Annotated in this window: 22 protein-coding genes; 20 read left to right on the plus strand and 2 right to left on the minus strand. The window is 65.5% G+C overall.

Annotation, left to right across the window (positions count from 1 at the left end; all coding sequences use genetic code 11):
• Positions 1-36: 36 nt before the first annotated feature.
• The 18 genes from ACGTNF_RS15915 (at position 37) to ACGTNF_RS16000 (ending at position 14,580) form a co-directional block, all read left to right on the plus strand.
• Entirely contained in the window at positions 37-687 is a 651-nt protein-coding gene (locus ACGTNF_RS15915; protein WP_394602489.1) for a hypothetical protein, read from the plus strand.
• Positions 688-702: 15 nt separating this feature from the next.
• Positions 703-1,713, plus strand: coding sequence for a hypothetical protein (locus ACGTNF_RS15920; protein WP_394602490.1), 1,011 nt, complete (start codon positions 703-705; stop codon positions 1,711-1,713).
• A 59-nt stretch (positions 1,714-1,772) separates the two neighbouring features.
• Entirely contained in the window at positions 1,773-1,910 is a 138-nt protein-coding gene (locus ACGTNF_RS15925) for a hypothetical protein (protein WP_394602491.1), read from the plus strand.
• Between the two features lie 55 nt (positions 1,911-1,965).
• The gene (locus ACGTNF_RS15930; RefSeq protein ID WP_394602492.1) at positions 1,966-2,343 is read left to right on the plus strand and encodes a DnaT-like ssDNA-binding protein; all 378 of its coding nucleotides are present in this window, start codon (positions 1,966-1,968) and stop codon (positions 2,341-2,343) included.
• A gap of 1 nt (position 2,344) precedes the next feature.
• Positions 2,345-2,716, plus strand: a complete 372-nt coding sequence (locus tag ACGTNF_RS15935; RefSeq protein WP_394602493.1) for a hypothetical protein — start codon at positions 2,345-2,347, stop codon at positions 2,714-2,716.
• Positions 2,716-3,105, plus strand: a complete 390-nt coding sequence (locus ACGTNF_RS15940; RefSeq protein ID WP_394602494.1) for a hypothetical protein — start codon at positions 2,716-2,718, stop codon at positions 3,103-3,105. Before ACGTNF_RS15935 ends, ACGTNF_RS15940 begins: the two co-directional genes overlap by 1 nt.
• Positions 3,095-3,511, plus strand: a complete 417-nt coding sequence (locus tag ACGTNF_RS15945; protein WP_394602495.1) for a phage tail terminator-like protein — start codon at positions 3,095-3,097, stop codon at positions 3,509-3,511. Before ACGTNF_RS15940 ends, ACGTNF_RS15945 begins: the two co-directional genes overlap by 11 nt.
• Before the next feature lie 84 nt (positions 3,512-3,595).
• Positions 3,596-4,510 carry a phage tail tube protein gene (locus tag ACGTNF_RS15950; RefSeq protein ID WP_394602496.1) on the plus strand — a complete coding sequence of 305 codons (915 nt, stop codon included), beginning with the start codon at positions 3,596-3,598 and terminating at the stop codon, positions 4,508-4,510.
• A gap of 107 nt (positions 4,511-4,617) precedes the next feature.
• Positions 4,618-5,040 carry a phage-derived protein YdaY family protein gene (locus ACGTNF_RS15955; RefSeq protein WP_394602497.1) on the plus strand — a complete coding sequence of 141 codons (423 nt, stop codon included), beginning with the start codon at positions 4,618-4,620 and terminating at the stop codon, positions 5,038-5,040.
• Between the two features lie 26 nt (positions 5,041-5,066).
• A complete protein-coding gene (locus tag ACGTNF_RS15960) occupies positions 5,067-5,318 on the plus strand; it encodes a hypothetical protein (RefSeq protein WP_394602498.1) in 252 nt (83 codons plus the stop codon).
• Between the two features lie 35 nt (positions 5,319-5,353).
• A complete protein-coding gene (locus ACGTNF_RS15965; RefSeq protein WP_394602499.1) occupies positions 5,354-5,569 on the plus strand; it encodes a superinfection immunity protein in 216 nt (71 codons plus the stop codon).
• 67 nt (positions 5,570-5,636) lie between these two features.
• Positions 5,637-8,978 (plus strand): coiled-coil domain-containing protein, encoded by a 3,342-nt coding sequence (locus tag ACGTNF_RS15970; RefSeq protein ID WP_394602500.1) that lies wholly within the window; start codon positions 5,637-5,639, stop codon positions 8,976-8,978.
• Between the two features lie 61 nt (positions 8,979-9,039).
• Complete coding sequence (locus ACGTNF_RS15975) at positions 9,040-10,389, plus strand: hypothetical protein (protein ID WP_394602501.1); 1,350 nt, start codon at positions 9,040-9,042, stop codon at positions 10,387-10,389.
• A complete protein-coding gene (locus tag ACGTNF_RS15980; protein ID WP_394602502.1) occupies positions 10,386-11,204 on the plus strand; it encodes a hypothetical protein in 819 nt (272 codons plus the stop codon). The genes ACGTNF_RS15975 and ACGTNF_RS15980 overlap by 4 nt, the downstream gene beginning before the upstream one ends.
• Complete coding sequence (locus ACGTNF_RS15985; protein WP_394602503.1) at positions 11,205-12,161, plus strand: phage tail protein; 957 nt, start codon at positions 11,205-11,207, stop codon at positions 12,159-12,161.
• A gap of 9 nt (positions 12,162-12,170) precedes the next feature.
• The gene (locus tag ACGTNF_RS15990) at positions 12,171-12,773 is read left to right on the plus strand and encodes a hypothetical protein (RefSeq protein WP_394602504.1); all 603 of its coding nucleotides are present in this window, start codon (positions 12,171-12,173) and stop codon (positions 12,771-12,773) included.
• Between the two features lie 13 nt (positions 12,774-12,786).
• Complete coding sequence (locus tag ACGTNF_RS15995; protein WP_394602505.1) at positions 12,787-14,313, plus strand: SUMF1/EgtB/PvdO family nonheme iron enzyme; 1,527 nt, start codon at positions 12,787-12,789, stop codon at positions 14,311-14,313.
• A 60-nt stretch (positions 14,314-14,373) separates the two neighbouring features.
• Positions 14,374-14,580: a hypothetical protein gene (locus ACGTNF_RS16000; protein ID WP_394602506.1), complete on the plus strand. Its 207-nt coding sequence runs from the start codon at positions 14,374-14,376 to the stop codon at positions 14,578-14,580.
• Here ACGTNF_RS16000 and ACGTNF_RS16005 read toward each other — a convergent pair.
• On the minus strand, positions 14,558-15,139 hold the full coding sequence (locus ACGTNF_RS16005; protein WP_394602507.1) for a hypothetical protein: 582 nt from the start codon (positions 15,137-15,139) through the stop codon (positions 14,558-14,560). The genes ACGTNF_RS16000 and ACGTNF_RS16005 overlap by 23 nt on opposite strands.
• Positions 15,140-15,261: 122 nt before the next feature.
• Between ACGTNF_RS16005 and ACGTNF_RS16010 the strand changes: the two genes are divergently transcribed.
• Both ACGTNF_RS16010 and ACGTNF_RS16015 read left to right on the plus strand, forming a co-directional pair.
• Positions 15,262-15,810 carry a hypothetical protein gene (locus tag ACGTNF_RS16010; protein WP_394602508.1) on the plus strand — a complete coding sequence of 183 codons (549 nt, stop codon included), beginning with the start codon at positions 15,262-15,264 and terminating at the stop codon, positions 15,808-15,810.
• Between the two features lie 5 nt (positions 15,811-15,815).
• Entirely contained in the window at positions 15,816-16,103 is a 288-nt protein-coding gene (locus ACGTNF_RS16015) for a DUF5658 family protein (RefSeq protein WP_394602509.1), read from the plus strand.
• 188 nt (positions 16,104-16,291) lie between these two features.
• Here the strand turns inward: ACGTNF_RS16015 and ACGTNF_RS16020 are convergent, their stop codons facing one another.
• Complete coding sequence (locus ACGTNF_RS16020; RefSeq protein ID WP_394602510.1) at positions 16,292-16,453, minus strand: hypothetical protein; 162 nt, start codon at positions 16,451-16,453, stop codon at positions 16,292-16,294.
• Between the last annotated feature and the right edge of the window lie 286 nt (positions 16,454-16,739).

The following is a 16,739-nucleotide window of genomic DNA, read 5'->3' on the forward strand; positions in this document are numbered from 1 at the left end:
AGGCAGTGGACGGACGCATCAACACGGGAGCTGATGATGCCGATTCAAGTAGAGCACGAAGGCCAGACCATCACCGTCTACACCGAGGCCGAGCACCAGCAGGCCATCGACGACGAGGTGGCCGGGCTCAAGGTGACCAACCAGAACCTCAAGACCGAGAAGCAGGAGCTGGCCGACAAGCTCAACACCAAGGCCGAGGAGGCCCGCCAGGCCGAGGAAGCGAAGGCCAGGCGTGATGGCGACTATGAGGCCCTCGAGCGGCTCATGAACGAGCGCATTGAGGAGCAGCGCCGCGCCCATGACAAGCTGGTCGGCGACATCCGAAAGGAGAAGGTCGGCAACGCCCTGGGCGGCATCGTCACCGAGCTGGGCGCCGGCGGCACCCGCAACGAGGATCTGCGCGACCTGCTGAAAACGCGCTTCGAGTTCGACTACGACAGCGAGACCGGCCAGGTGACCGTCGCGGGTGATGGCGTCACCTCGCTGGATCAGCTGAAGAAGACCATTCAGGAATCCGGGCGCTACGACGCCTACCTGGCTGGCAATCCGGCATCGGGTGGAGGCTCCCCCGGTAGCCAAGGCGGAGGCCCCGCCCACAAGAAGCTTTCCGAGATGACCGAAAGAGAGCGCATCGAGTTCAAGCAGCGGGATCCCGAGGGATTTCGTCAAGCGCTCACTAGCCGATAAGCAAGGAGCCTCACCATGGCAACTGTTCGACTTTCCGATGTGCAGTTCGACGAGGATGTCTATCTCTCGTATCTGCAAGAAGACCGCACCGACCGAAACGCCTATATCGCGTCAGGCGTGGCCGTCACGAGCAACGAGCTCCAGTCCCGCGCCAATGGCGAAGGCGGCCTGACCTCGATCCCGTACTGGAAGGATCTCGACGCCTCCGACGAGAACAACTCCAGCGACGATCCGACCCAGAAGGCCACCCCGGACAAGATCGGCACCGGCAAGATGGCGGCCCGCAAGATCTTCGTCAACAACGGCTGGCAAGCGGCCAACCTGGTCTCAAGCCTGGTCGGCAACGAAGACCCGATGCGCCAGATCGCCTCTCGCACCTCCGCCTATTGGGATCAGCGATTTGCCGCTCGCATCCAGTCCATCACTCTCGGCCTGTTCAACGAGAACGATGCCGGCTCTGGCGACATGATCTTCGATGCCTCCACCGAAGACGGCGCCAACGCGGCCGCTGACAACAAGTGGACCTTCGATGGTTTCGTGGATGCGCGCGCCACTATGGGCGAGTCTGCTGACAAGCTGGCTCTCCTGGCTGTCCATCCCGACACCCTGACGCAGATGATCAAGCAGGAGAAGATCGACTTCGTCACTGACTCGCAGACTGGCGTCCGCATCCCGTTCTACAACGACTACCGCGTCGTTGAGGACAAGAAGCTTCCGGTCATCGCCGGCACCACCAGCGGCTTCCGCTACGTGTCCGTGCTCTACCGTCAGGGCATGATCGGCTACGGCGAGGGAACGCCGCGCCGCCCCGTGGCCGTCGAGTTCGACGAGGCCGCTGGCAATGGCGCTGGCATCGAAACCCTGTGGGAGCGCAAGGAGTGGCTGATGCACCCCGAGGGCTACAAGTTCACCGACGCCTCTGTCGCTGACCTCTCTCCGACCATCGCCGAGTTCGAGACTGCCGCCAACTGGTCGCGCGAGTTCGAACGCGAGAACGTCGGTATCGCCTTCTTCGTGCACAACTGATCGACGGGCGCCTTCGGGCGCCCTTCTTCCCTTCATCCGATAGCTGAAAGGTGATCGCAATGGCAGATGCCACCGAAACCCAAGCCAAGCCGGCCGCGCAGAAGACCAACAAGGACGGCTTCGTCCCTGGTCAGCGCGTGAGCCCGAAAGACCTGGCCGAGTTCCGCAACAAGCAGCGCAAGGCCGGTCGCAAGTAAACGCCAAGTAACGCCCGGGCGGCTCCGGCCGCCCTCCTATTCCCGAGGCCATGACATGAACGAGTACATCGCCGTCGATGACGTTGACGCCCTGCTGCCCGCCGGCTGGGAAGGCACTGGCGACAAAGCCCGCGCCGTCCTCGAGGCCAACGCCTGGCTGTCGGCCCGTGGCGTCATGGCCTCCGATCCCGTTGAGGCCGACATCAAGCAGGCTGGGGCCTACCTGGCGCAGGATGCGGCTACCGGCAGCCTCTACGGCGACCGCGACCCGGCGCTCAAGCGCAAGCGCGTGAAGGCCGATACGGTCGAGTCGGAGAAGGAGTACCAGGACGGCGCCACGGCCAGCTCCGGCACCCTGCGGCTGGTCAACGACCTGCTGCGCCCCTACCTGATGGGTGGCGGCGGATCCACATTCGCTGTGCGGAGGGCGTGACATGGGCATGCGCGACGATCTGCAAACCGACCTCGCCGAGGCGTTCGACGACGACCTGGCCGACGCCGTGACGGCGTTCTCGGGCTCCCGGGAGATTGTCGGGGAGTATGACCCCGTCACCGGCACGAACGCGGCCACCGTCGCCTATTCCGGGCGCGGGGTGCTCGGCTCGTTCCGCCAGGAGGAGGTCGATGGCCAGCACATCCTTGCCACCGACCAGAAGCTCACCGCCCTGCAGAACGAGGTGACGCTGGACGAAGGCGGCGGCCTGGCAGAGCCGCAGGTCGACGACACCATCGCCGGCCTGGTCGTGAAGAACGTCGGCCAAGATCCGGTCGCCGCCACCTGGACACTGGCGCTGAGGAAAACCTGATGGCACGCAAGGGCTGGAGCAAATCGCTGACCGGGTTCGCCCGTGAGGTGGAGCAGACGCAGAACAAGCGGCTCCGGGCCGCGGCGCTGCAGGCCTTCACCAGCGTCACCGAGCGCTCGCCGGTCGACACTGGCGCGTTCCGCGGCAACAACCGCCTGACGGTGGGCAGTCGGGACGAGGGCTACAACCTCGACGCCACCGGCGACCACAACCAGCAGCAGGCCAACGCCCGGCTGTCGCGCGTGACAGGCGCCTTCGAGGTCGTATACGTCCAGAACAACCTCCCGTATGCGGAGGAGCTGGAAAACGGCAGTTCCGACCAAGCGCCCGCCGGCGTCTATGCCATCACCTTCAACAACCTCCGCGAGGCCATCGATCGTGACGTTTGAGCAGATACGCATCGCCGTCGAGTCGCGCCTGGCTGAGTGGCCAACGCATGGCCCTCTGCCGAGCGCGCCGGTGGCGTTCGACAGCGTGCCGATCGGCCCATCCGTGAAGGCCGCCCAGGACGCCAAGGAGCCTTGGGTGCGCTGTGTGATCCAGCATGGCGACAGCCGCACCGCCGGCATCGGCTCGCAGCCCTGCGTGCGCCGCACCGGCCTGATCATGTGCCAGGTGTTCACCGCCGAGCGCATTGGTAGTGCCACGGCTGCCCAGCTGGCCGACAGCCTGGCCGAGCACCTGCAGTATTGGCAGAGCGGCCAATTCTCCACCCAGGCCGCCAGCGTTCGCCGTGTCGGGCCGCAAGATGGCTGGTTCCAGTACAACGTGACGACGCCGTTCCGCGCCGGCTGACGCCGATCTCCCCAACGGACACCACCCGCCCGCCACCTGGCGGGCTTTTTCATGCACCACTGACAAGCCCGCGAGGTATCACGCATGGCCATCGAGCGAGTACGCATCGCCATTCGCCCCAAGGGTAGCACCGACCCCTGGACCACCATTCGCCGCACCAATGACGCCTTGACCGTGGGCACCGAGACGCAGCGCTCCGACAACGTGCGCTCTGACCGCCTCCGCGACGGCCAGAAGGTCACCGGCCTCACCGTTGGCGGTACGGTTTCTTTCGAGATGACCACTGCCGAATATGACGACATCCTCGCTGCCGCCCTGTGCAGCACCTGGCTGACCGACACCCCGACCGCCGGCACCGACGAGCTCCGCGTTGGCACCGCCGACATTCAGCATGACGTACTCAAGAGCTACCTGGATAGCGATCGCCATGTGCTGATGAGTGGCATGTATGTCTCGCAGCTCCAGCTCACCATGAGCGCCGGCCAGAAGATCACCGGCCAGGCGACCTTCATGGGCGAGAGCCACGACGACGAGTACGACCCCAGCGGCGACACCTTCAACGACCCGGCCGATCCGATCTTCTTCGACAGCTCCAACAACCTGTCGTCCCTGATGATCGACGGCTCGGCGATCAGCGGCATGTGCATCACCGGCATGAGCCTGGCCATCGCCAACGGCTTCCAGTCCGACCAGTGCGTGGGCTCGCTGCACCAGAAGCACCACAAGGGCAGCGTCGACATCACCGGCCAGAAGACCATCCGCATGTCGGCCGCGGCCCTCGACCTCTGGAAGCAGACCCTGACCAACACGCCGATCAGCTCCAGCTTCACGATGGGCGATGGCTCGAACAGCTACGTTTTCAGCCTGGGCAAGGAATATCTGTCCGGCGACCTGCCGAGCGGCGGCCTCGACCAGATCCTGAGCGTCCAGCTCGACACCACGGCCGCCGTGGACGACCTGGGCAGCATGATCTCGATCGAGCGCACCCTGACGCCGTAACCGAGTGCGGGCTTCGGCCCCACCGCCTCGCTGCCTGTCCGTCCGTGGGCAGCGGGGCGCTTTACCACAACGGATGACGATCACCAACGGACCAATGAGGTATCACCATGGCGTTCAATGCCAAGCGCAACGATGTCGCCCTGTTCACCGCCGGCACCTGGGTGTCGCTGATGGGCGCCGAGTTCAAGCTGGCCCGGGCCGGCAATCCCGAATACGAGAAGGCGCTCGAGGAGAGCGGCTACCGCAAGAAAGAGGAGCCGTCCGCCAAGCAGCGCGCGCTCTATACCGCGGTGGCCACCGGCGTGCTCAAGGACTGGCGCGACGTGGTGGACAACGACGGCGAGCCGATCCCCTACGGCGTCGAGAATGCCGTCGAGGTGCTGATGGAGAACCCCGACCTGGTGGCCCGCATCCTCAACGAGGCCAACGACCTCTCCAACTACCGCCGGGAGGACCACGCCAGCCAGGGAAAGCGGCAGCCGCGTTCCTCCGCTGGCAGCACGAGTGGCAAGGCGAAGGCCGAAGCCTGAGCGAGGCGCAGGCCGAATACCGGCGCGTGGCGGCTCAGCTCTATCTTGAGGCCGAGCCGCCTGAGTACGACGAGCGCACCGAATTCTGGCTCTCGGCCTTCGGCACCGCCAGTCGCGCTCGTCCGCTCGCCATGGGCGGCATCCCCCCGATCTCTCCCGTCACCATCCTCGACCTGCGAGAGCGCCTGCGCTGGCCAGCAGAGCCCGATGAGGCCGTGGCCGTGCTGTGCGCCATGGATGACGCGTTCCGCGAGATGCATGCCAGCTCAGGCGGCTGAGTGCTATCCTGCCGGAAACGGATCAGGAGCCGCTCATGGACGCCATTCCCATCGAAGACCTACCCATCCACCCGCTGCTGCTGCTCGCCATCGTTGTGGCGCTGTACTTCCTGCCGCTGATCATCGCGGCCTGGCGCAACATGCCCAACGCCGTGGCCATCAGCGTGCTCAACGTGGTGGCTGGCTGGACGTTCGTTGGCTGGGTAGTGGCCCTGGTCTGGTCGTGTCTGGACAGGCCCGAGCGATCATAGCGGCCCGATCTCACCAACCACCCTAAGCCTCGGCATTCGCCGGGGCTTTTTTGTGCCCGGAGAAAGCATGTACCAGAGCCGACTTGAGCTTGCCATTGATTCGCGCTCTGGCGAGCAGAGCCTTCAGCGTGTCGAGCGCGGCCTCCGCGGCGTCGAGCGGGCTGGCGACAAAACCAGCGAGTCTGTGGGTAATGTGAGCACGCGCCTCGACAAGATGGAGGCGTTCGCCAAGGCGGCAGGCGGCGCACTGCTGGGCATGAGTGCCGGCACCGGCGTTCTGCTGGCCATGGGGCGGCAAGCCTCGCAGACGGCCGCCGAGATTCAGAAGCTGTCGCGTATCGCCGGGACATCGACGGGGGAGTTCCAGCGCCTGGCTTATGGCGCCGCACAGTATGGCGTCGAGCAGGAGAAGCTGGCCGACATCGTTCGCGACACTCAGGATCGCATCGGCGACTTCCTGCAGACCGGGGCCGGTGAGTTCGTTGATTTCTTCGAGCAGATTGCCCCGAAGGCGAATCTGTCAGCCGAAGCCCTGGCTCGGATGTCTGGCCCTGATGCTCTCCAGGCTGTCTACAGCGCCCTCGAGAATGCCGGGCTCTCCGCTTCCGAGATGACCTTCTACATGGAGGCCCTGGCCTCCGACGCCACCGAGCTGATCCCGCTGCTGCGCGACAGTGGCGCCGAGGTGGATCGCCTTGGCCGAGAAGCCGAAGAGCTGAATGCCGTCCTCTCAGACCTTGAGCTTCAACGCCTCAAGGATATTCGCAACGAGTTCCACCAGTTTGAGCAGCAACTCAGCACGGAGACTGCGCGCGCCGTCAGCCAGTTCGATGAGCTGATCAAGTCCTCGCTGGAGGGGATCAGCTGGGGCGTCAATCAAGTCGCTCGCGGATTCAACGCCTTCATGGACGACTTCCGCGAGAACGATGCCAAGCGGAGTATCGCGGGGATTGATGCCGAGCTGGGCCGACTGTTCGACACGAAGCAGCGGCTCGAAGAGCGTATTGACCTGTTCGGCGCGGATTCGGAGCAGGCGCGAGATGCCCAGGCGGCACTGGAGGGCCTCAAGGGCGAGTACGATGAACTGATCGACCGCAAGATTCAGATTCAACAGGCCGGCCAGCCGGTCACTGAGCCCGAAGTGGTTCAAATCTCTCGCGCATCGACCGAGTTCAAGACCCTCGACGAGTGGCTGTTCAATGTGGGCGAAACGTCAGGCTCCACGTCGGCCGCAATCGCCGACACCACCTCCGAACTCGACCGCCAGGCCGAGTCCGCCCAGGGGCTGATCGACGAGCTCTATCCCCTCCAGGCCTCGCAACGCCAGCACGCCGAGGACAAGGCCCAGCTCGTCCAGTACGCGCTCCAGGAGGGCAAGAGCAACGAGTGGCTGGCCGAATCCATGCGCCGGCTCGATGAGAGCTATCGCAGCAGCCAGACCGCCGCCGAGGCCTATGGCCTGGAGGTCGACAACCTCGCGGATCGCGCCGACCCGATGGCCGATGCCTTTCAGGAGGCCACGCGGCGCATCGACGAGACGTTCGCCGATGCCTTCCAGGGCGCCTTCGACTCGTTCGACGACTTCGCCTCGCAGCTCGAGGATGCCTTCAAGCGCCTGCTCGCCGAGCTGGCGTATCAGGCCACGCTAAAGCCAATCGTCGTCGGCTTTACCAGCGACATGCAGGGAGCGATGGGGATCGGCGGCGCGCAGTCGCAGGGCTTATCCGGAACACTCGGCGGCCTGAATGGCGTGGTGAGCAGCGCGGACAGCCTGCTGGGGACCAACATCGGCAGCTCAATCGGAGGGCTTTTTGGGGGCGGCAGTGCTGCCGCGTCCTCGCTGGGCATGTCGGGCGGCATATCGGGAACAGCAATCACCAGTGCCAATGCAGTGGCTGGCGGCACCGGAGGCCTTTCTGGGGCATTTGGAGCGGCCATGCCATGGATCGGCGCCGGACTGCTGGCGGACAATCTTCTGGGTCTAGGCATCGTCGATGGACTCGTGGGTGGTGTGTCTGACGCTCTCGGGATCAGCGGAAAATACTCCGGCGAAGACCCCACCGGTATCCTCAAGACCGTCAACGAGGCCGGCGCCGCCGGCCGCGATGGCTTCGAGCGTGAGGTGTTCGCCGATTCGGCTCTGGGCCGGGTGGGCTTCGCCCGCGAGTCGCGCGACATCGATTCCCTGTTCGGCGACCGCGACAACTTCGAGAACGCCCAGGAGTACGCCGAGCAGCTGGCCCAGATGGATAACACCATCGCACAGCTGGCCAGCAGCGAGGCAGAGCTGGCCGCCATGCGCGAGGCCGCTGCTGATTACGGCCTGTCGAGCATGGGGGATCTGGAAGGGCGGTACGAATCGATCCTGGGCACCCTCGACGGGGCGTTCGGCCGGTTTGTCCGCGGCATCGATGGTGGTGTGGACGAGATCGTCGCCACGGCGGTGCCGGCCCGGCAGGCGCTGACGCTGCTGGCCGATGGGATGGAGACCCTGAACCTTCGCTTCCGTGATGGTTCGGTGGCGTCCTACCGGGCGGCCGGCAACCTGGCCGAGCTGATGGGCGGCGTCGATTCCCTGGCGAGCGCGCAGCAGCAGTATTACCAGTCGTTCTTCACCGACGCGGAACGCTTCGGCGACCTCGAGGACGATCTGTCGAGCGCGTTCGGGGATCTGGGCGTGGCCATGCCGGACACCGCCGCCGGCTTCCGCGACATGGTCGAGGCGCAGAACCTGATGACCGAGGCAGGGCGCGAGCAGTACGCCGCGCTGCTGCAGCTGGTGCCCACCATGTCGCAGTATCTGGACGTGATGGATCAGCAGCACAGCCAGCTGCAGGACTGGATCGACTCGCTGCTGCTTTCTGACCAGTCGACGCTCGACCCCAGCGAGCGGCTGCAGGAGTCGCAGTCGCAGTACGCCTCTCTGCTGGTCCAGGCCGAGAACGGCAACGCCGACGCCATTGGGCAGTTGGGTAGCGCTGCCTCAGGCTATCTGAGCGAGGCAGCGGGCTACTACGGCCAGGCCTCGGGCCAGTACGGCAGCATCTTCGACGAGATCCTCGACGCGGCCCGCGGGCTGGGCGTCGAGATCGACGGCTCGCATGCGGCGGGCCTTGGCACGGTGCCCTTCGACGGCTATCGTGCCGAGCTTCACCGCGGCGAGACGGTGCTGCCGGCGCCGATCGCTCAGCTCTACCGCGACAGCGCCCCGGGCGGCTCGAGCGACGGCGAGATGCTGCGCACCATGCAGGCCATGCACCAGGAGATGACCCGACTGCGCAACGAGGTCCGCCAGCTGCGCGGCGAGCGCGGCGAGGATGCCGCCCGTGCCGCCAGCCAGCGCGATCGACAGCTGCGCACCCAGGAGAGCATCGACCGCAATACCCGCACACCGGTGACCGTCACCTGATGCTCACCACGATCCACCAGCCCGGCCATCGCGCCGGGCTTTTTCATGCCTGGAGGGGACGTTGACCGATACCGAGTTTGAGGCCTGGCTGGCCGACCACGCCGCCCAGCGGGTGGTGCTGGCCGAGCTGGACCACGCCGCCGGCACCGAGTACGTGGCCACGCGCCCGTATATCTCGCGGCCGGGCGACAGCGACCCCAACCGCATTCACGACGACCTGCTGGCCGAGGCCATCGACATCGAGACCCGCATCGATGCACGGCTGACGTTCGGGCAGGTGCGGCTGATCAACGACGGCGAGCTCGACCCCTGGCTGGGCTACGCCTGGGCGGGCCACGAGATCCGCCTCTACCTGGGCGGGCCGGACTGGAGCCGCGATGATTTCCGGCTGCATGCCCGCGGCATCAACCAGGGCATCACCGGTGCCCGCCGCGGCGAGCTGGCGTTCGGCATGGTGGATCAGTCGGCCCAGCTGGATGAGCCGATCGACACCGGCACGCTGCCGCTGGATGGCGGCCCGGTGCCGCTGGCCCTGGGCAACGTCTATAACGCCCCGGCGTTCCGGGTGTCGACGTCGGCGCTGACCTATCGGGCCTCATTCCTGGCGGTGACCGGTCTCGCCCCCAAGGAGTTGGGCAACGGGGTGCCGCACACCGATGACCTGTCCGCCGGCGAGTTCACCCTCGATAACGCCCCGGGCGGGGCGCTGACCGTCGATATTCAGGAATCGCACGACACGAACGACATCCCGCAGTGGGTGGCGTCGCAGTACGGCCTGACCGTCGCCGAGAACAGCCTGCCCAGCTATGCCGTGGGGCTCTATTACGCCGACGCCGTGACCGGCCGGCAGATCCTCGATGACCTGTGCCAAGGGCAGGGCGGCTACTGGTATCTCAACGCCCTCGGCGAGCTGGTGGTGCGGCAGCACCTGGCGCTCTCGGCGCCAGACCTGACGCTCTACGCCGACGACATCGAGCGCGACAGCCTGGAGCTGATCGAGACGCAGGCGCCGTGGTCGTCGCTGACGCTGCGCTGGAAGCGCAATTTCTCGCCGCTACGCGAGGTCGCCGGGACCATCGAGGACAACGACGCCGCCGAGGCCGAACGCCTCAAACGCGAGTGGCGCGAATCCACCGCGACCCAATCCCTGCCCGATTACCCACAAGCCGAGGAGGTCAGCCGCGACAGCGCCCTGGCCACCAGCGCCGACGCCGATACCGAGCGCGACCGCCTGCTGGCCCTGCGCGCGGTGCGCCGTGACGTCTGGCGGATGGATGCGTTCCTGCCCCAGGCCGAGGTCGGCCAGGCCGTCACCGTCGAGGTGGGTGCGCTGGCAGGCCGGGTAGGGCGGATCATCGCCGTGCGGCGCGCGCCGACCCGCGGCATCACCACGCTGGAGGTCTGGCTGTGACCAACACCCTGCGCATGATCGTGGACAACCTGCACGATAGCACCACGCTCACCGCCACGTCAGAGGCGCTGGCGGTGGCCAACACGCAGCGCACCGGGCGGGCCTACGTGTGGCGCTCGGCGGACCTCGCCGACCAGGTGATCACCGCCACGCTACCGACGCCGGCGTTCATCGATGCCCTGGTGATCTACCGACACAACCTGTCGGCCACCGCTACGGTGCGCGTCGAGCTTCTCAACGAGGGTGATGTGGTCTATGACTCCGGTTCGGTCGTCGTCTCGGGGTTGGTGGCGCTCGGCGACTTCCGCTTTGGCGTCGACCCATGGGGTGCCACGCTGACCGACGACCTACCCATTCAGCAGGCGCCCTTTTGGATGCAGGCCACCGCGCTCACCGGCTATCGCCTCACGATCAGTGACCCCGATAACCTCGATGGCGTGATGGAGGTCGGGCGCATCATCGCTGGCAACACGGTCACGCCGCAGTTCAATGCCAGCTATGGCGTTGAGCTCGAGTGGCAGGACGCGGCCGAGCATCGCCGAAGCGAGGGTGGCTCGTTGCGCACCCTGGGCGGCGGCATTGCCCGCCGACTCTCCTTCGATCTCGACTTCATGGACGCCCGAGGCCGCGCCACCCTGACCCGCGCCTTTCTGCGCGGCGGCAAGGGGCGCGACGTTTACGTGTCGCTCTACCCCGGGGCCGGCGGGCTGGACGAAGCCGAGCACGCCTTTCTCGCTCGGCGAGACGACAACTACGGGCACAACCACAACTTCTACGCCAACTGGCGCTCATCTATCACCCTCGTGGAGGTCTAAATGGCTCACGTCCCTACGGTGCCTAACTTCGCTCAGTTCAACTTCGCTCTGGGTGACACCGACGCTGCCATCACTAAGCAGAACGGGCAAAACGCCGCGCTGGTCACGTTTGGCAGCGAGTTACAGCAGACGATGACCACCCTGAACCAGGACATCGATCAGGTCGCCCAGGACAGGGATGCCGCCGCTCAATCGGCGAGCGAGGCCCTGACCTATCGCAACGAGACTCAGGAGATCAGCGAGGGCGGGCTGCCGCCCAAGGCGGGCAATGCCGAGGGGGTGCTGCGCGTCGCCGACGACGAACAGAGCTACGTCCTCGATAAGCTGCTGCGCTTCCTTATCCCTGCCGGCGCGGTGATGGGGTTCCCCTTCACCAATGCGCCGGCCGGCTGGCTCAAGTGCAACGGCGCGGCCGTTTCACGCAGCGCCTACGCCGATCTGTTCGCGGCGATAGGCACCACCTTCGGCGCCGGCGATGGCAGCACGACGTTCAGCCTGCCGGACTACCGCGGGGAGTTTCCGCGCTGGCTGGATGATGGCCGCGGCATCGACAGCGGGCGAGGCATCGCCGAGGCCCAGGGCGACCAGAACAAGGCGCACGACCATGGCGGGTCAACGGACAACGACACCCACAGTCACAGCGGCAGCACGAATAACGATACCCACAACCACTCCGGCTACACGAATTATGGCGGCGAGCACGATCACGACCTAGACCCAAATGTCACCAGTGAGGATAACGGATCGGCAGACGGCCCCTCGAATGATAACGACGGGACGACGGTTTACAGGACCGAAGAAGGGGGCAGGCACCGCCACTACTTCACGACCTATAACGATACCCACAACCACGACCTAAACATCAACAGCAACACCCACGACCACGGTATCAGCAATGATGGCGGCGACGAGGCACGTCCGCGCAACATGCCGCTGCTGGCCTGCATCCGCTACTGAGGGAGCCCTATGATCATCTATCACTATCACCCCGAGAGCGGCGATTTCTTGAGCCAGGGCGAAGCGGACGAATCGCCAATGGAGCCCGGCGAGCACCTGATCCCCGCGCATGCGACCCCCATCGCCCCACCCGAGCCCCAGGCAGGGCGCCGTCGCGTGTTTGCCGAGGGCGGCTGGTCGCTGGTCGACATCGAGCCCGAGCCTGCCGAGCCGACACCCCAGCCCGAGCCCGAGCCGGCCCCGCCCGCCGAGGTCACCCACGATGACCTGCGCGCCGAGCTCGCCCGGGTGCATGACGAGTACACAAACGGCACGACAACTCATCGGGGCGTGCAGATCGCTATCGACGTAGAGGCACGGGTCAACGCCCGCGGCGTACTCGATGCCGTGAAATCGGGTCAACAGCCGGTGCCGCTCCAGTGGTTCGCCGGCAGCGAGTCGCTGGCAATCAGCAGCGAGGTCGAGATGCAGGCGCTACATGACGCCATCTTCGACGCCCTGCGCCGCGGCTTCGCCGCCAAGGGGGAGGTGCTGGCCAAGATCCCGGGCATCCAAGACCCAGCCAATTACAGTGTCGCCACCGCCTTTGCCGTCGCCCTGAGCAACGATTGATCGAGGAATTGAGATGCAACTAGCAGGCACCCTCTGCAACGCGGCAGGCCCGCTGGCCGGCGTGACTATCATCTTCGAGGCCACCGCCACCACCATGAACGGCGTGCTGGTGTCGTCGGATGCGCAGTTCACGACCCAGGAGGATGGCACCTACCTGATCGATCTTAAGGCGGGCCACTACTACGTCTATTGGATCGAGCGTGGCCATCGTGTGCGCCTGGGCACCGTCACCGCCGACCAGTTTAGCGAAGCAAGTCTCCCGGAGGTATTGCAGGCTTCCCCGGTGCCGGTCGATTCCAGCGCGATCGAGGATGAGATCCAGGAAGCGTTGGCGCAAATGCAGGCCGACCTGGCCGCCTCGACGGATCTGCGCGATGAAACCGCCGGCCTGCGTGACGCGGCGCAGCAGGCGGCCACGGATGCCGAGGCCGCGCGCGATGCTGCGCAGGCATCAGAGCAGGTCAGCACCGACAACGCCGACGCCACTGCCGCCGACCGCAGCGACGTCACCACTAAGGCGAGCCAAGTGAGTAGCGATGCGGCCGCCGCCAGTTCGGCCAAGACCGCCGCCGAAGCCGCTCGCGACGACGCCGTCAACATCGCCGGCGGCGACAGCCAGCCGATCTTCGACGCCTGGGTGGTGGACGTCGAGCGCCGCCAGGTCGAGAACGACACCGGCGGCGCCTGCACCATCGAGCGCACCGCCGGCGGCGAGCCGTGCTACATGTTCGTGATCCCCAAGCTCAAGTGGGAAGACTTGGTGCCGTCAGGCGAGCTGGGGACTGGCGTGCATGAGGCCTTTCTGGTCGATGGCGTCGAGAAGAGCGAGCTGCTGGTCGGTATGTTCCAGGCGGCGACCGTAAACGGCGAGCTGGTCAGCCAGGCCCGCCAGGTGCCGCGCCGCTCCATCAGCTGGGATAACGCCCGCAGCGAGGCGCAGTCAGCCGGCTTCGACATCATGAGCAACTGGGAGTGGTCGGCAATCGCCTTTTGGTGCATGGCCAATGGCTTTCAGCCCCGCGGCAACACCGACTATGGCCAGAGCCACAGCCACCCGCATGAGCAGGGCAGCAACGTCGAATACGACAACATCGCTACCGGCTCCGGCCCCAACACCTGGAACCACAACAATGCTGCCAATGGCATCGCCGACCTGGTCGGTAACGTCTGGGAATGGCAGTGGGGCTTCAAGATGGTCGATGGACGGATCTTCCTCGCCCCGGATAACGACAAGAGCCTGGTCGAGTCCAGTTGGGTCGATACCGGCTGGGACATGCCAAGCACCAGCTCGACCAATTGGGCCGGCCTGTATGACGCCCAGAACGAGGCGCCGGAAGCGGTGCGGCGCGCCCTGATTATGCCCAACGGCATTGCCGACCCCGATGGCAGCATCTGGACCAATCTCGACGGGGAGCGCTTCCCGTATCGTGGCGGCCACCGCGGCAACGCCGGCTACGCCGGCCTTGGCGCGCTGTTTCTCAGCAGCGGGCGCGGGTATGAGTACAACAGCCGGGGTTTGCGGCTCTCGCGTTTGGTCTAATCGGCCATCTGAACCCCGGCACTCTGAACGCGCCGCGAGAGCGGCGCACAAGGAGCCCTCATGGAAGACCTGAGAATCAAGCTCAAGATCGAGCGGATGATTGGTTATGGGTATTCGGCCCTGCGCCAATTCCCGAAGAGCGAGAAGCACACGCTGGCGGCGGAGATTCGCCAGTGCATGTACCGGTTGCTGCGGTTGGTGATCATCACCAATCGCCGTTACCACAAGAAGACCACGCTGCACTTCACGCGAGGTGCGACCACGTAAAGCGCTTCGCCGCGTTGGCAACCGAGTTATTCGACACCTGCGGATAGTCTGGTGAAATGCTCGGCACCGACTCGCCGCTATCGAAGCGGGCGCGAATGTCTCGCACATCGCACTCGGTCAATCGGGCGCGACCATTCTTGGCGCCCTCGGCATAGTTGCCGGAATGACGGAAGGCATCCTCGACATTTTCCTTCACGGTGCCATAGGCCAGATTGTCCAGCTCGTTGCGCAGCGCGTCGCCATTGAGATGACGCACAATCTGCGAGCGAGGCTGAATCCCGATCCAGCACTCCAGCATAAAGCGATGCACCGAGACGATCTTTGTCTTCCCGTCCTGCGTGACTCGGCACTTGCGATAAGGGGGTGTGTACTTTGGCTGTACCGTGAACTGCGCCACCTCCACCCAATGACTAGCGCGAGGCAGAGGGCCGGCGCGCCTCATGCCCTTGAAGCGAACCGCTGGGCGCGTAAAAACCCGGCCATCGCGGCTAGTTGCGTAGTACGTAAAGACAGGGTGTTGCGCGACTTCAATGGACTGAGATTCAACACAAATAATCATGACGCCCTCCGAATGGCCATGATTATAAATATAGGTATACAAACTCGATTTGTCGAGTAGAAATACAGCGCCGAGGGCTTTGTGCGCTCGGTTATCTACGACACGCCCTGGGAGATTCCCGCATGACCCAACTGATCGTCATCGACCGCACCCCCAACGACGCCGACGAGCCGACTAAAATCACCCTGCCCGAGGGCACGCTGGCCCTGGGCCACGCCGCCGGCCTGGCCTGGTATCGCCTGCCGCATGGCGCCCTGGCGCCTTCCGGCAGTCGTGCGCCCACGGCTGACGAGCTCGCCCAAGCGCGCCTGACGCTGCCGGCCGTGCTGCGTCTCAAGGCCGCCACCCGCCGCCGCATCGAGCGGGAGGTCGGCGACCTGCACGAGGTCGTTGCCGACCAGGCGCGCCAGATCGAGGCGCTCACCGCCCTGGTCTGCCGAATGACGGCCGACCAGCTCGGCGGCACCGTCATGAGCGAGACCACCAAGGAGGCCTACCTGGCCCGCGCCGAGAGCGTGATCAGTGCGCTCGACAGTGGCGAGCTGACCCTGCGCGGCGACACCGAGGGCGCCGATGACATGCTGACCAAGGTGATGAACCGCGCCGACCAGATCAATCGCATCATCGTCGCCGACTATCTGCCGCGGCGTGACGCCCTGCTCGAGGAGTGACCATCATGCCCATCACACTGGCTACTATCGCCGCCATTCTGCTGCTGATCGCCAGCCTCGCCGACACGATCACCACCATCGGCGCGCTCAAGCGCGGCGGCATCGAGGCCAACCCCGTCGTCGCATGGATGATAGAGCACGCTGGAAGGGCTTGGCCGATCTTGAAAGCGCTACCGCTGGCGCCGGCGCTGTGGCTGGCGTGGCAGCATCCGCACGACCTCCGCCTCGCCCTGGTGCTGGGCGGGCTGGCCGTCGTCTATGGGGTGGTGGCGTGGAGGAATGCGCAGCTGTGAGCAGTGACGCCTCGCTGCTAGAGATCGCCCACGCCGCGCCGGGGCGATCTCCTACATAGCGCCTGGGCCTGCCCCGCTACGCTGAAAGCGTGACGTCAGGCGCTTGCGAGCCCGCGACGGGCCCGCCGCCAAGGAGGCCAGCCGACGTCACAGCTCAGCATGATCTCCGAAGGCCAGGGATGGCCGCCTCAGTGTCGCCGCTCTCCCTGCGCCTCCCGCTCTTCCAGCATCTCCTCGATGAGATCGGCCGCCTCCCGTGCCGCCCGGTCATACGGCCGCTGCCTGAGCTTCTCGACGATCTGCTCGGGCGTGAGGGTGCGCGGGACGTTGAATCTGGTCGGGGAGGGCATGGTGATCTCCTTTCTTGACAGTGTCGCGGCTCCACCACACTATAGCGGCCATGACCTCTATCTCCATGACCATCGCAAAGCAGTGGCGCCTCGCAATCTGACGGGGCGGCTTTCGCGTGTCTGAGCATCATGCCGCCCGCCGAGGCGGCATTTTTGTATCTGCCGGCTCGCAAGGGGTTGATTCGGGCATTGTGAGTAGGATTGTGAGTACGATCCGGGTGGTAGAGTCGCCGGACTGAATAGAATCAGGAGCTTAGGCCCGAAATGATCTTGATGATCGATAACT

It is taken from the genome of Halomonas sp. B23F22_10, assembly GCF_043496975.1.
Lineage (GTDB): Bacteria > Pseudomonadota > Gammaproteobacteria > Pseudomonadales > Halomonadaceae > Halomonas > Halomonas smyrnensis.